Origin of the sequence: Terrabacter sp. Root181 (genome assembly GCF_001428505.1) — a bacterium.
GTDB lineage: Bacteria > Actinomycetota > Actinomycetes > Actinomycetales > Dermatophilaceae > Terrabacter.
In genome coordinates this window covers 257,267-270,675 of sequence record NZ_LMHU01000006.1, presented here as the reverse complement: position 1 = coordinate 270,675, position 13,409 = coordinate 257,267, and the positions used below count along the sequence as shown (strand labels likewise).

Genomic DNA, 13,409 nt, shown 5'->3' with positions numbered 1-13,409 from the left:
GGTCACCCGACACGCCTCGCCCGCCGGACGGCATACGCCACCGGCCGACGCCCTGGGCGCCGCCTCACATCCCGAGGGCGTATGCCGTGTCGCTCAGGCCCAGCCCATGGTGCGCGGGTCGGGGGGCAGCCGAGGGTTGAGCAGATGGGCGACGAGCGCCGTCCACCCGGTCTGGTGCGTCGCGCCGAGCCCCTCGCCGGTGTCGCCGTCGAAGTACTCCGAGAAGGTCGGGTGCGCCGACCACAGCGGGTCGGGCGAGGACTCGATGCGCTTGCCGTCCGAGGGGCGCCGGCCGTCCACGGGGCGGAAGAGGGCCGTCAGGCCCCCGTCGATGACGTCCGCAGCCTGGTCGAGGGTGCGCCAGTCGCCCGAGCCCGTCGGGATCTCGATGCGGAAGTCGTCACCGAAGTAGCGGCCGTAGGTGCGCAGCTTGTCGGCGAGGAGCACGTTCGTGGGGAACCACACCGGCCCGCGCCAGTTGGAGTTGCCGCCGAACATGCCGGTGCGCGACTCCCCGGGCTCGTACTCGATCGAGACGGTCTCGTTGCCGAGCGTTGCCGTCACGGCCTGGCGCGTCGCGGCCGACAGCGACCGGATCCCGTAGGGGGACAAGAACTCCTCCGAGTCGAACATCCGCTCGAGGATGCGGCGCAGCCGCTTCGGCGGCACGAGCGTCAGGAGCATCTTGCCGTCGTCGCGGGCGAGCATCGGCTTGACGAGCTCGGGTCGGCGCTCCTGGAGCCACTGGAAGCGGCTCGTCACGTCGGGGCACTCGTCGACGACCCACGACGGGATCTCCGTCGCGCCGAGGATCGGCAGCAGGCCCACCATCGAGCGCACCCTCATGTGCGGCGCGCGGCCGTCGGGCTGGACGAGGACGTCGTAGTAGAAGCCGTCCTCCTCGTGCCACAGCGACTTGTCGCTCGACCCGAAGTGGCGCATCGCCTGGGCGATCGACAGGAAGTGCTCGAGGAACTTCGTCGCGACGTCGTCCCAGGCCTTGTCGGTGCGGGCGAGCTCGAGGGCGATCTTGAGCATCTGCTGGCAGTAGAAGGCCATCCAGCTCGTCGCGTCGGACTGCTCGAGGCGGAAGCCGGGCGGCAGGGGAGCGGAGCGGTTGAACAGGCCGATGTTGTCCATCCCGAGGAAGCCGCCCTCGAAGAGGTTGGAGCCGTTGGCGTCCTTGCGGTTGACCCACCATGCGAAGTTGAGCAGCAGCTTGGTGAAGACCCGCACGAGGAACTCGCGGTCGCGGTAGCCGTCGATGCGGTAGACGTGCCACGCCGCCCACGCGTGGACGGGCGGGTTGACGTCGCCGAACTCCCACTCGTAGGCCGGCAGCTGGCCGTTGGGGTGCATGGCCCACTCGCGGCACATGAGGAGCAGCTGCTCCTTGGCGAACTCCGGGTCGACGTGGGCGAGCGGGATCGTGTGGAAGGCGAGGTCCCACGCGGCGAACCACGGGTACTCCCACTCGTCGGGCATCGAGATGACGTCGGCGAGCGCGAGGTGCTTCCAGTGCTCGTTGCGGCCCTTCTTCCGCGACTCGGCCACGGTCGGGCCGACGGGGTCGCCGTTCATCCACTGGCGCACGTCGTAGCGGTAGAGCTGTTTGCCCCAGAGGAGACCGGCGTACGCCCGCCGCGCGACGTGCCGGTCGGCCTCGTCGAGGGAGGCGTCGATGGCGTGGCCGTAGAACTCGTCGGCCTCGGTCGCCCGGGCGCCGAGCACCTCCTCGAACGGTTCGCCGAACCACTCGAGGTCGGGGTCGCCGGGCGCCAGGCGCAGGTCGACGGCGACGCTCTCGCCCGGGCCGACGGAGTCGAAGCGGTACCAGAAGGAGCACTTGCTGCCGTAGCCGCCGGGGTTGACCGCCTTGGTGTGCCCGTGGACGACGCGCTCGTTGATCGAGTCCTTCGGGTAGAGCGACTGGTTGGCGAGCGCGCGGTCGCCGAAGACGTGCCTGGCGTTCGTCTCGTTGTCGCAGAAGAGCGTCGTGGGGGAGCCGGACGCCGCCAGGACGTAGCGGCCGAGGAAGCCGTGGGTCACCTCGGCGGCGCGGTAGCCCCGGGGCGGTCGGCCGTTGCGGCGGATCTCGCGCAGCTCGGTGACGCGGTCGTCGACGCCCCACGACCACGTGTTGCGCAGCCAGATCGTGGGCAGCACGTGGAGCGGCGCGGCCGCCGGGCCGTGGTTGGTCGCCGTGATCCGGATGCACATGTCGTCCGGCCCGGCCTTGGCGTACGTCATGGTGACGTCGAAGAACTCGTGGTCGTCGAGGATCCCGGTGTCGCCGAGCTCGAACTCCCTCTCGTCGCGGGTGCGCTCGCGGTTCTCGCGACGCAGCTGCTCGTAGGGGAACTCGGCCTGCGGGTAGCGGTAGAGCCACTGCATCCACGAGTGGGTCGGCGTGCCGTCGAGGGCCCACCAGTACTCCTTGGCGTCCTCGCCGTGGTTGCCCTCCTCGTTCGTCAGCCCGAAGAGCCGCTCCTTGAGGATCGGGTCCTTGCCGTTCCAGAGCGCCACGGAGAAGTTGAGGAAGCCGAAGCGGTCGCTGATGCCGCCGAGGCCGTCCTCGCCCCAGCGGTAGGCGCGTGAGATCGCCTGGTCGAAGGGGAACTCCGACCACGCGTTGCCCTCGGCCGAGTAGTCCTCACGGACCGTGCCCCACTGCCGTCCGGAGAGGTAGGGACCCCAGAGGCGCCACGGGGCGTCGTGGCCGGGGGAGTCGATGAGCCGCGCGTGCTCCGCACTGAGCGGTTCACCCGGGGGCAGGGGGCTGTTCATGGGGGACATCGTGCTGCATCGATGTGTCTCCCGCGTTACGCCCCTCAGTCGCGCAGCGGCGTGAGCAGGCGGTGGGGCTCCCGGAGCCTCGCGGACAGTGGGTTGGCGGGCGGGTCCGTGCCGGCTCCCGGTCCGGGCCGGGTCTCGAGCTGGGCCGCGGTTGGTGTCGCCCCGCACACGGGGCAGCGCCCGGTCACGTCGAGGTCAGCGTCGCAGGGCACGTGGCGGAAGAGCCGCCGTGGCCCCCGAGCGGAGGTCGTGGCGTCCCCCCAGCGCATGAGCGCGTGGACAGCGGGCCAGAGCGCCTCGCCGGTGGGGGTGAGGACGTAGGCGTCGTGGCCGCCGTGCGTCCGGCGCTCGAGGACGCCGGCCTCGACGAGCGATCCGAGCCGTTGGGTCAGGACCGCCTTCGAGATGTCGAGGCGGCGCCGGAAGTCGCTGAACCGCGTCACGCCGAGGAAGGCGTCGCGCACGAGCAGCAGCGACCATCGCTCGCCGACGACCTCGAGGGCCTTGGCGAGCGAGCAGTCCTGCCCGCTGTAGTCCGTCCCGAGTGCCATGGAATGAATGTACGCCCTGGTCTGTTCACCAGACCAACCGAGACCACGGAGGACGTCATGACCCGCACCCGGCAGGCTGCACCCCGGATAACGACGCGCGGGGCGACCGCGCCCCACGCCATCACGCCCCGAGCCGGCGAGCAGGCCCGCCGGGCGCTCACCGTGGCCGCGGTGGGCACGGTCCTGGCCCTCGTCGCCTTCACGGCGCCTCTGGCCACGGTCGGCTCGGTCACCGCGGCGCTCGGGTCGGACGTCGCCGGGCGCACGTGGATCCTCAGCTCGATGGGCATCGGGCTCGGGGCGGCACTGCTGACGGCAGGGACCCTGGCCGACGACCGCGGTCGCCGTCGCGTCCTCGTGGGCGGCCTGGTCGTCCTCGCCGCGTCGAGCCTCGTCGCCGCCCTCGCCGGAGGCACGCTCGTGTTCGTCCTCGCCCGGGTCGGGCAGGGCATCGGCGCTGCGGCGGTCATCGCGGCGAGCCTCGGCCTCGTCGCCCACTGGTTCGAGCCCGGTCCGGCCCGGGCGGCCGCGAGCGGGGTGTGGGGGGCGAGCGTCGGAGGTGGCATCGCCCTCGGCCCGATCGTCGCGAGCGCGTTCGAGCGCTGGGCGTCGTGGCGCGACACCTACGTCGTCCTCGCGGTGGCGGCGCTCGTGCTGGCCGCCGTCGCTCGGCGTCGGCTGGACGAGACCCGGTCGCACGAACGTCGACCGCTCGACGCGCTCGGCGCGACGCTGCTCGCCGTGGCGACCACGGGCTTCCTCGCAGCGCTCGTGGAGGGCCGCAGCGGGTGGGGTCGGCCGGAGGTCCTCGTCCTGCTCGGTGTGGGCGCGGTCTCGGCTGCCGCGTTCGTCGTCACCGAGCGGCGCACGTCCTTCCCGATGGTCGACCCGTCCCTCTTCCGTGACGGTCGGTTCGTCGCCGCGAGTGCTGCTGCGCTCGCGACCGGTGCGGGCGCCATCGGCCTGCTCTCGTTCCTCCCCGGCTTCCTCGCCCTGGCTCTCGGTCTGCCCCCGACGACCTCTGCCGTCCTCTTCCTCTCGTGGTCCGGGACGAGCGTCGTGTTCGCCCTGGTGGCGCGGCGGCTTCCGGCCGGGTGGTCGGGCAGGGCGCAGCTGGCCGGTGGGCTCGTCGTCGTCGCAGCAGGCCAGCTGGCGCTGTCCGGCATCACGCCCGGGTCGTCGTGGGCCCGGTTCCTGCCCGGCCTCGTCGTCGCCGGGGTCGGCAGCGGCGTCCTCAACGCCGCCCTCGGGCGTGAGGCCGTCGCCAGCGTGCCGCCGGGTCGGGGCGGGATGGGCAGCGGCGCGAACAACACGGCCCGCTACCTCGGTTCGTCCGTCGGCGTCACGCTCGTCGCTGTGGTCGTCGCGGCGCACGCGGTCCCCGGCTCCGGGGCCTCCGGGCTCGTGGCCGGTTGGAACGTCGCCGCCTGGGTGACCGCCGGTCTCTCCCTCGTCGGGGCGGTCGTCGTGTGGGCCACGACGGTGACGGAACGACGACGGCCCGCGGACGCCGTCGCCGACCCGGTCCACTGACCGCTTGACCTTCGACCCGGTCGAGGGGTCAGTCTTGCGGGCATGCCCGTCCCGACCCCGATCGACGACCCCGCGCGCCTGCTGACGATCGGCGAGGTGGCTCGAGAGAGCGGCCTCACGGCGAGCGCCCTGCGCTTCTACGACCGTGAGGGTGTGCTCGTCCCCGCCGACGTCGACGCCCTGACGGGCTATCGGCGGTATGCCGTGGTGCAGGTCCGCGCGGCACGTCTGCTCGCGTCGTTGCGTCGCGTCGGCATGCCGCTGGCCGAGGTGGGGCTCGTCCTCGACGAGGACGCACAGGGTGCGGTCGGAGCGGCCGCTGACGTGGTCCGGGCGCACGAGCAGCGGCTCGTCGACGGGCTGGCGGACGCCCGGCGCGAGATCGTGCGCACCCTGGCCCTCCTGGCCGAGCGCGACATCACGGGGGCGGAGGTCTGCCGGGTCGCGGTTCGCGCCACCGACCTCGCCGCGGCCCTGGCCTCGGTCCGGTTCGCCGTCGCGCCGGGGGAGCCGGTCGCCGGCGCCCCCGACGGGGTGGACCTGCGTGTGCTGACCGGCGTCCTGCTCGAGGTGTGCGGCGCCGAGGTGCGGTGCGTCGCCACCGACCGCTACCGCCTCGCCGTCGGATGGGCTCTCGTCGTCGGGCCACCCGTGGCGGTGCCGGACGGCCCGGTGGGCGCGGTGGTCCCGGCGACATGGGCCGATCAGGTCGCCGAGGCGTGCGCTGTCGTCGATCCGGACTCCGAGGTGGTGCTCGAGGTGCGACCGGGGCAGGTGGGCGCCGTCATCGACGGTGAGCTGGCCGCGACGGCGGCGCTCCCGGGCTCGTTTCCGGACTACCGGAGCATCGTGGTCACCGAGGCGGGTCCGGGTGTCGTCGACGCGCGGGGCCTGCAGGAGACCCTGCCGGTCGAGCAGGAGTCGGTCGGTCTCGTCGTCCGTGACGGCTCGGTCCGCCTGGCCGTGACGGACGGTGGGGCCGCCGATGGCCCCGCCGACGTCGTCGTCGATCCCGAGTTCCTCCATGAGGCGCTCTCGGTCGCAGGCCCCCGCCCGACGCTCGAGCTCGACGGCCCGCGTCGTCCACTCGCCATCCGGGGCGACGGCGCGGGATTCTCCGTCCTCATGCCCGTCGCACCCGAGGGTCTGCGTCGGTGAGCGTCCTCGTGCACCTGTGCCTCGGGTGCGCGCACCAGCAGGCGTGGCACGAGGGCGGCAACCCGGGCTACACACCGTGCCGGTGCTGCCGCGCCGGGACGAGCGACCCCGACCGCCTGCCGACGCTGCTGCCGACGGCGAGCTCGCCCGGCGGCATTCCCGAGCCTCTCTGGGAGCCGGGCACGCAGCGCAACGTCGGCACCATGCACGCCTCCCGGACGTGCGGGTGCGCGGCCTGCCATGAGGCCGCCGCGCGGATATCGCGTCGAGAGCACCCCCTCGCGGCTCCTAGACTGGAGGGGTTGTCCGGCCGCTGACGTAGTGCGGCACCGATAGGAGGAATGCCGTGATCGTCGCCACCGGGATCGAGCTGCGCGCTGGGGCGCGCCTGCTCGTCGAGGACGCCAGCTTCAGGATCGACGCGGGCGACCGCATCGGCCTCGTCGGACGCAACGGTGCCGGCAAGACGACCCTGACCAAGGTGCTCGCCGGGGAGGGCCAGCCGGCCGCGGGCACGGTGACCCGCACGGGCGCCGTCGGCTACCTGCCTCAGGACCCCCGCACCGGCGACCTCGAGATGCTCGCCCGCGACCGCATCCTCTCCGCCCGCGGGTTGGACGCCATCGTGCGCCAGCGATCCGAGGCCGAGGCCCGGATGGGCAGTGACGACGAGCTGGTCCGCGACAAGGCGATGCGCGCCTACACCCGGCTCGAGGTGGAGTTCGAGGCCCAGGGCGGGTATGCCGCCGAGTCGGAGGCTGCGTCCATCGCCAGCGCCCTCAACCTCGAGGAGCGCATCCTCGGCCAACCGCTCGGAACCCTCTCGGGTGGACAGCGTCGCCGCGTCGAGCTGTCGCGGATCCTCTTCTCCGGCAACGAGACCCTGCTCCTCGACGAGCCGACCAACCACCTCGACGCCGACTCGATCATCTGGCTGAGGGAGTATCTCCGCGCCTACAAGGGCGGGCTCATCATCATCAGCCACGACGCCGAGATGCTCGATGCCGTCGTCAACAAGGTCTACCACCTCGACGCGAACCGCTCGGCCCTCGACGTCTACAACGTCAGCTGGAAGACCTACCTCCAGGCACGCGAGACGGACGAGAAGCGCCGCAAGCGCGAGCTCGCCAACGCGACGAAGAAGGCCGGCGCGCTCATGGCGCAGGCCGACAAGATGCGCGCCAAGGCCACCAAGGCGACAGCTGCCCAGAACATGGCCAAGCGCGCCGAGCGCCTTCTCGCCGGCGTCGAGGGCGAACGCGTCCAGGACAAGGTGGCCAAGCTGCGGTTCCCCAAGCCGGCCGCCTGCGGCAAGACGCCCCTGCGCGCGTCCGGGCTCTCCCGCTCGTACGGCTCGCTCGAGGTCTTCACCGACGTCGACCTCGCCATCGACCGGGGCAGCAAGGTCGTCGTGCTCGGCCTCAACGGTGCCGGCAAGACGACCCTGCTGCGGATGCTCGCCGGCGTCGACACCCCCGACACCGGCGAGGTCGAGCCCGGTCACGGGCTGCGCCTCGGCTACTACGCCCAGGAGCACGAGAACCTCGACGTCGGTCGCACGGTCCTCGAGAACATGAAGTCGGCCGCGCCCGAGCTCGGCGAGACCGAGGTCCGCAAGGTGCTCGGCTCCTTCCTCTTCTCGGGCGACGACGTGCACAAGCCCGCCGGCGTGCTCTCGGGTGGGGAGAAGACGCGACTCTCCCTCGCCCTTCTCGTCGTCTCGGCGGCCAACGTGCTGCTCCTCGACGAGCCCACGAACAACCTCGACCCGGCCTCGCGCGCCGAGATCCTCGGGGCCCTGTCGACCTTCGAAGGTGCGGTCGTGCTCGTCACCCACGACGAGGGTGCCGTCGAGGCGCTCGAGCCCGAGCGCATCCTGCTGCTGCCCGACGGCGTCGAGGACCTCTGGGGACCGGACTACCTCGACCTCATCTCACTGGCCTGAGCCCGTCGGCGCCCATGACGGCGCCCCACTGGCTACGTTGGCGCCATGACATCGAGCGCGTGGCGGCGACGGCGTCGTGAGCCGCGGTCGAGCGCCGGCGAGAACCGGCTGTGGCCGGCGCTCGCGGTCGTCGTGGCGGCGCTGGCGTATGCCGTGCTCCCCGAGAGCCTGCTCGTCGGGCCCCGACTGGCCATCCCGGTCGTCGAGATGGTGCTGCTGGGCGCGCTGCTCGCCACCAACCCGAGACGGATGGTCCGTCAGACGCGGTGGTCGCGCGGCGCGTCCATCGCGCTGGCGTGCGTGGTGATCGCGACCAACCTCGTCGCCCTCGGGATGCTCGTGCGGACCCTCACCTCGTCCGAGCCCGGCGGGATGCCGTTGCTGCTCGCCGGCATGCAGGTGTGGCTGACCAACGTCATCGGCTTCGGCCTGCTCTTCTGGGAGATCGACCGCGGTGGTCCCGTCGCGCGCCACACGGTGGTCCGCGACCGCCTGGCGCCCGCCGACTGGCGCTTCTCCCAGGACGAGAACCAGGACGCGATCACCGAGGTGGCCGCGACGTCGAGCGAGCGGAGCAACTGGCGACCGGAGTTCATCGACTACCTGTACGTCTCGCTCACCAACTCGAGCGCCTTCAGCCCCACCGACACGATGCCCCTGTCGGGTCGGGCCAAGGCGCTCATGGGCCTCGAGGCGACGGCCGCCCTGCTCACGTCGCTGCTCGTCGTGGCGCGAGCGGTCGGCGCCTTGGGGCAGTGACGGCACAGGACGGCATACATAAGCAAACAGTTGGGCTCACATAATGGACGGTTATTGTATCTGGGTGGGTCGCTCGGGACACTGTGTGTCATGCCCACCGACCACCACCTCACCTGCCCGTTCTGCTCGGGCGATGACGTGACGCCGTTCCCCGACCCCACCGCTGCGTGGTCGTGCCTGGACTGTGCGCGCGTCTTCCGGGTCGAGCTGGTCCAGCCGGCGTCCGTCACGGGCTGGGGCATCCTGCGGGTCGTCCTGCCGACCCCGGCCGTGCGCACCGCGGCGGCCTGAGCCCGGGTCCCGACCCGGTGACCCGCGGGTAGCCTGCGTCCATGACGCATCCGCACCTCAGGGTCGAGACCGACGGGCCCGTCCGCACCCTCACGCTCGACCATCCGGAGAAGCGCAACGCGCAGACGCCCTCCCTCTGGGCCGCGCTCGCCGACGAGGCGCGGTCGGTGCCCGAGGACGTACGCGTCGTCGTCCTCCGCGGCGCCGGTGACGCCTTCTCCGCCGGCATCGACACGGCCATGTTCACGCCCGAGGGCGTGCCCGGCGAGGAGAGCGTGGCCCAGCTCGCCGTCGGCGGACCCGAGGCCGTCCAGCGCGGGATCGCGGCGTACCAGGAGGGCTTCACCGCCTGGGCCGAGTGCCCGGCCGTCGTCGTCGCCCACGTGCACGGCTACGCCATCGGCGCCGGCTTCCAGCTCGCGCTCGCCGCCGACCTGCGGGTCGCGGCGCTCGACGCGTGGTTCGCCATGCGCGAGACGAGCCTCGGGCTCGTGCCCGACCTCGGCGGCACCGGGCCGCTCGTCCACCTCGTCGGCTATGCCCGCGCCCTCGAGATCTGCGCGACGGGCCGCAAGGTCTCGGCGCCCGAGGCGCACAGCATCGGCCTCGTCGGCTCGCTCGCGCCCGCCGCCGACCTCGACGAGGCGACCGGCTCCCTCGTGGAGGCGCTGCTGGCGGCGCCGGCACCTGCCCTGCGGGCGCTCAAGCCGCTGCTCCGCGGCGCGATGGACGGCGACCGGGAGAGCCAGCTCGCCCGTGAGCGCGAGGCCCAGACCGGGCTGCTCCAGGCCATGCTCGGCGGCTTCGGCGCCTGAGCCGGCGCCCCCGGCCCCGGCCGCCCCGGGGGTCCGTCCGGGGCCGGGGGAATCGCTGTCGGTCCCGCGGGGTTGGATCAAGGGACTGAAGGAGGTCTGTGCCGTGGGCATGCAGCCGTGGATGGCGATGCGATCGATGTCGCGCGACTCGTCGGTGGCCGACCGGAGCCTCTCGCCGGGCACCCGTCGCCGCGTCCTGACGTATGCGACGCCGTATCGCAGGGCGATCATCGCGTTCCTCGGGGTCGTCGTCGTCGACTCGGTGCTCGTCGTCACGGTGCCGCTCCTGATCAAGAGTCTCGTCGACGACGGAGTCATCCCCAAGGACTCGTCCGTCGTCGTCCGGCTCTCGCTCGTCGTCGCGGTGATCGCCATCGCCGACGCCGTGCTGACGGTCATCTCGCGGTGGTACTCCTCCCGCATCGGCGAGGGTCTGATCAACGACCTCCGCACCCAGGTCTTCGCACACGTGCTGCGCCAGCCGATCGCCTTCTTCACCCGCGCGCAGACGGGCTCACTGGTCTCCCGGCTCAACAACGACGTCGTCGGCGCGCAGCAGGCGTTCACGTCCGTGCTGTCCAACGTCGTGTCCAACATCGTGTCGGTCGTGCTCGTCATCGCGGCGATGCTCGCCCTGTCGTGGCAGCTGACGCTGGGCTCGCTGCTGCTCGTCCCGCTCTTCCTCATCCCGGCCAAGCTCATGGGCAAGCGGCTCGCGAGCCTCGCACATCGCCAGATGACGCTCAACGCCGACATGGGCACGCGGATGACCGAGCGCTTCAACGTCGCCGGCGCCCTGCTCGTCAAGCTCTTCGGCAAGCCCGCGCGTGAGGAGGCCGAGTACGCCGAGCGCGCCGGCCGGGTCCGCGACATCGGCATCCAGATCGCGCTCAACCGCACGATCTTCATGGCCGCCCTCACCCTCGTCGCGGCGCTCGCGACGGCGATGATCTACGGCTTCGGAGGCGTCATGGCCGTCAACGGCACGCTCTCCGTCGGCACGCTCCTGGCCCTCGCCGCGCTTCTCGCCCGCCTCTACGGCCCGCTCACGTCGCTGTCCAACGTCCGGGTCGACATCATGACGGCGCTCATCTCCTTCGAGCGCGTCTTCGAGGTGCTCGACCTCGAGCCGCTCGTCAAGGAGCGCGCTGGTGCCGTCGACCTGCCCGACGGGCCGCTGGGCGTCGAGCTCGAGCACGTGGCGTTCCGCTACCCGTCCGCCGACGAGGTGTCGCTCGCGTCGCTCGAGTCCGTCGCGTCCGGAGACCGCCGCGGGAGCGGTGTCGTGCTCCACGACGTCACGGTCGGCGCCCCCGCCGGGCACCTCGTCGCCCTCGTCGGCCCCTCGGGCGCCGGCAAGACGACCCTGACCTCGCTCGTCTCGCGGCTCTACGACCCCAGCGAGGGCGTCGTGCGCATCGGTGGCCTCGACCTGCGGGACGTCACGATGACGTCGCTGCGCGACCGCGTCGGTGTCGTCACGCAGGAGGCGCACCTCTTCCACGACACGATCCGCGCCAACCTCCTGTACGCCCGGCCGGACGCGACCGACGCCGAGATCCATGCGGCGCTCCGGGCCGCCCAGATCAGCGACCTCGTCGCCGAGCTGCCCGAGGGCCTCGACACCGTCGTCGGCGACCGCGGGCACCGCCTGAGCGGCGGTGAGAAGCAGCGTCTCGCCATCGCGAGGCTGCTCCTCAAGGCCCCCGACGTCGTCGTGCTCGACGAGGCGACGGCTCACCTCGACTCCGAGTCCGAGGTCGCCGTGCAGCGCGCCCTCGACGCAGCGCTCGAGGGCCGCACGTCGATCGTCATCGCGCACCGGCTCTCCACGATCCGCCAGGCCGACCTCATCGTCGTGCTCGACCACGGCCGCGTCGTCCAGACCGGCCGGCACTCCGAGCTCCTGGCGGCCGGCGGGCTCTATGCCGACCTCCACGCGACGCAGTTCGACGACCAGACCGTCGAGCGACCGGGACGGTCCGGCCGTGAGGTCGGTGTGCTCGAGAGCGACGCCCTCGACCACGTCTGACGGTCCGGCGCGCTGAAAACCGGCTTGCCCCCTCGCGCCACATCGGGTCGGATGAGCCGATGCTCACGACCCGAGAGCTCGGCACCGACGACCCCGCCCTCCGCGACTGGTACGACGCCGTCCGGGAGGCCCACCTCGCCGACCGAGAGCCCGCGTGGTGGGAGTCGTGGGAGGCGACCCGGACGTATCTCGCGCGTCCGGCCGGCCGGACGGCATACGGGATCGTCGCGGCGTTCGACGGCGACGACCTCGTCGGCGGCGCAGAGCTGTCACTGCCCCTCGTCGACGACACCGAGACGATGTCGGTGGTTCTCGGCGTGCTGCCCGGCCATCGCCGACGCGGCGCCGGGGCGTTGCTCATGACCGAGGTGCGGGCGTTCGCACGCGAGCACGGCCGGAGCATCCTGCAGACGGAGGTGACCGTGCCCGATGGCGTCGCGTTCGAGAGCTGGTGCGGGGAGCCTTCGCCGGGCGGCAGGGGATGGGCAGCGTCAGTGCCGAGGACCGGATGCTCGTCGACCTGCCCTTCGACCCGGCGCGTCTCGACCGGATCGTCGCCGGCGTGCCGGCGCCGGACGGCTACCGCGTCCTGTCGTTCACCGGGCCGTGCCCGGACGACCTGGCCGCGGAGTGGGCGCGCATGCGCACGCAGATGAACGAGGACGTGCCGCGGGGTGAGCTGACCCGCACGGCGTCGGTCGTCGACGTCGACCGCATCCGGCTCTCGGACGAGCAGATGGCCCAGCAGGGCTGGACCAAGGTCCGCAGCGTCGCGCTGACGGAGGCGGGTGACGGCGCCGGCTACACCGAGATGTTCGTGTCGGCGCACGACCCGGACTTCGTGCTGCAGGACGACACGCTCGTCGGCCGCGAGCACCGCGGCCGTGGTCTCGGCGCGCTGCTCAAGGCGGCCAACCTCGAGCAGCTCGGCGCACTGGGAGGACCGGTGGAGGGACGGCGCTGGCTGCAGACCCACACCGAGCAGGGCAACGTGCCGATGCAGCACACCAACGAGCGGTTCGGCTTCCGGCGGGTCGACGTGCTCCACGAGTGCGAGGGTCCCGTCTGAAGGGGCGACGCCGGGGCGAGGTCAGCGCGAGAGCTGCTGGAGCGCCCAGGTGTTGCCGTCCGGGTCGCTCAGGTGGGCGTACTTGACGCCGCCCATGTCCTGGACGTCGGACACCTCGACCCCGTTGCGGGCCAGCATCTCCCGCGCCTCATCGATGTCGTCGACGACGAGGTGGAGGTTCTGCACCCGGGGCGCGTCGGGAGCGCTCATCCCGACGCCGATCACGATCGAGCAGCTCGACCCCGGCGGGGTCATCTGCACCACGCGCATGCCGTTGCCCGGCTCGACGTCGTGGTCGAGGACGAAACCCATGCCCTCGGCGTAGAACGCCAGGCTGGCGTCGACATCGGTCGTCGGGAGGGGGACGAGTTCCAGGCGCATGTCCATGCGGGGCTCCTTCGTGGGGTGGGGACGTCGACCTTGTCAGACCTTCTCACCCGCGCCGACCGGAGCCGTGGAG

At 72.2% G+C, this 13,409-nt stretch carries 12 protein-coding genes and 1 pseudogene; 10 read left to right on the top strand and 3 right to left on the bottom strand.

All coding sequences use genetic code 11. The features are described from left to right. Positions 1 to 93 precede the first annotated feature (93 nt). Both ASD90_RS13075 and ASD90_RS13070 read right to left on the bottom strand, forming a co-directional pair. Positions 94 to 2,787: a hypothetical protein gene (locus ASD90_RS13075; RefSeq protein WP_056757067.1), complete on the bottom strand. Its 2,694-nt coding sequence runs from the start codon at positions 2,785 to 2,787 to the stop codon at positions 94 to 96. A gap of 44 nt (positions 2,788 to 2,831) precedes the next feature. Next, positions 2,832 to 3,347 carry a helix-turn-helix domain-containing protein gene (locus tag ASD90_RS13070; RefSeq protein WP_056757061.1) on the bottom strand — a complete coding sequence of 172 codons (516 nt, stop codon included), beginning with the start codon at positions 3,345 to 3,347 and terminating at the stop codon, positions 2,832 to 2,834. A 57-nt stretch (positions 3,348 to 3,404) separates the two neighbouring features. On the opposite strand from ASD90_RS13070, the gene ASD90_RS13065 reads away from it, so the two are divergent. The 10 genes and pseudogenes from ASD90_RS13065 to ASD90_RS13025 all read left to right on the top strand — a co-directional run bounded on the left by ASD90_RS13065 (position 3,405) and on the right by ASD90_RS13025 (position 12,949). Beyond that, on the top strand, positions 3,405 to 4,880 hold the full coding sequence (locus tag ASD90_RS13065) for an MFS transporter (protein WP_056757060.1): 1,476 nt from the start codon (positions 3,405 to 3,407) through the stop codon (positions 4,878 to 4,880). Positions 4,881 to 4,922: 42 nt separating this feature from the next. Continuing rightward, complete coding sequence (locus ASD90_RS13060) at positions 4,923 to 6,038, top strand: MerR family transcriptional regulator (RefSeq protein WP_056757057.1); 1,116 nt, start codon at positions 4,923 to 4,925, stop codon at positions 6,036 to 6,038. Further along, positions 6,035 to 6,355: a hypothetical protein gene (locus ASD90_RS13055; RefSeq protein ID WP_056757054.1), complete on the top strand. Its 321-nt coding sequence runs from the start codon at positions 6,035 to 6,037 to the stop codon at positions 6,353 to 6,355. The genes ASD90_RS13060 and ASD90_RS13055 overlap by 4 nt, the downstream gene beginning before the upstream one ends. Before the next feature lie 29 nt (positions 6,356 to 6,384). Continuing rightward, on the top strand, positions 6,385 to 7,983 hold the full coding sequence (locus ASD90_RS13050; protein WP_056757051.1) for an ABC-F family ATP-binding cassette domain-containing protein: 1,599 nt from the start codon (positions 6,385 to 6,387) through the stop codon (positions 7,981 to 7,983). A gap of 45 nt (positions 7,984 to 8,028) precedes the next feature. Next, complete coding sequence (locus ASD90_RS13045; protein WP_056757046.1) at positions 8,029 to 8,742, top strand: hypothetical protein; 714 nt, start codon at positions 8,029 to 8,031, stop codon at positions 8,740 to 8,742. Positions 8,743 to 8,832: 90 nt separating this feature from the next. Next, a complete protein-coding gene (locus ASD90_RS13040) occupies positions 8,833 to 9,033 on the top strand; it encodes a hypothetical protein (protein WP_056757043.1) in 201 nt (66 codons plus the stop codon). 41 nt (positions 9,034 to 9,074) lie between these two features. Then, positions 9,075 to 9,848, top strand: coding sequence for an enoyl-CoA hydratase/isomerase family protein (locus ASD90_RS13035; protein ID WP_056757040.1), 774 nt, complete (start codon positions 9,075 to 9,077; stop codon positions 9,846 to 9,848). A 109-nt stretch (positions 9,849 to 9,957) separates the two neighbouring features. After that, on the top strand, positions 9,958 to 11,880 hold the full coding sequence (locus tag ASD90_RS13030) for an ABC transporter ATP-binding protein (protein WP_056757693.1): 1,923 nt from the start codon (positions 9,958 to 9,960) through the stop codon (positions 11,878 to 11,880). Positions 11,881 to 11,939: 59 nt separating this feature from the next. Next, positions 11,940 to 12,296 (top strand): annotated as a pseudogene (locus ASD90_RS24735) (GNAT family N-acetyltransferase); the annotation flags it as partial. Between the two features lie 65 nt (positions 12,297 to 12,361). Further along, complete coding sequence (locus tag ASD90_RS13025; RefSeq protein WP_056757037.1) at positions 12,362 to 12,949, top strand: GNAT family N-acetyltransferase; 588 nt, start codon at positions 12,362 to 12,364, stop codon at positions 12,947 to 12,949. Between the two features lie 21 nt (positions 12,950 to 12,970). On the opposite strand, the gene ASD90_RS13020 is transcribed toward ASD90_RS13025, so the two are convergent. Continuing rightward, on the bottom strand, positions 12,971 to 13,336 hold the full coding sequence (locus ASD90_RS13020) for a VOC family protein (protein WP_056757033.1): 366 nt from the start codon (positions 13,334 to 13,336) through the stop codon (positions 12,971 to 12,973). Positions 13,337 to 13,409: the final 73 nt, after the last annotated feature.

Coding starts and splice junctions, on each gene's coding strand:
- ASD90_RS13045 (WP_056757046.1), top strand. CDS start 8,029: ATGACATCGAGCGCGTGGCGGCGACGGCGTCGTGAGCCGCGGTCGAGC.
- ASD90_RS13065 (WP_056757060.1), top strand. CDS start 3,405: ATGACCCGCACCCGGCAGGCTGCACCCCGGATAACGACGCGCGGGGCG.
- ASD90_RS13075 (WP_056757067.1), bottom strand. CDS start 2,787: ATGAACAGCCCCCTGCCCCCGGGTGAACCGCTCAGTGCGGAGCACGCG.
- ASD90_RS13020 (WP_056757033.1), bottom strand. CDS start 13,336: ATGGACATGCGCCTGGAACTCGTCCCCCTCCCGACGACCGATGTCGAC.
- ASD90_RS13035 (WP_056757040.1), top strand. CDS start 9,075: ATGACGCATCCGCACCTCAGGGTCGAGACCGACGGGCCCGTCCGCACC.
- ASD90_RS13070 (WP_056757061.1), bottom strand. CDS start 3,347: ATGGCACTCGGGACGGACTACAGCGGGCAGGACTGCTCGCTCGCCAAG.
- ASD90_RS13060 (WP_056757057.1), top strand. CDS start 4,923: ATGCCCGTCCCGACCCCGATCGACGACCCCGCGCGCCTGCTGACGATC.
- ASD90_RS13040 (WP_056757043.1), top strand. CDS start 8,833: ATGCCCACCGACCACCACCTCACCTGCCCGTTCTGCTCGGGCGATGAC.
- ASD90_RS13025 (WP_056757037.1), top strand. CDS start 12,362: ATGGGCAGCGTCAGTGCCGAGGACCGGATGCTCGTCGACCTGCCCTTC.
- ASD90_RS13030 (WP_056757693.1), top strand. CDS start 9,958: ATGCAGCCGTGGATGGCGATGCGATCGATGTCGCGCGACTCGTCGGTG.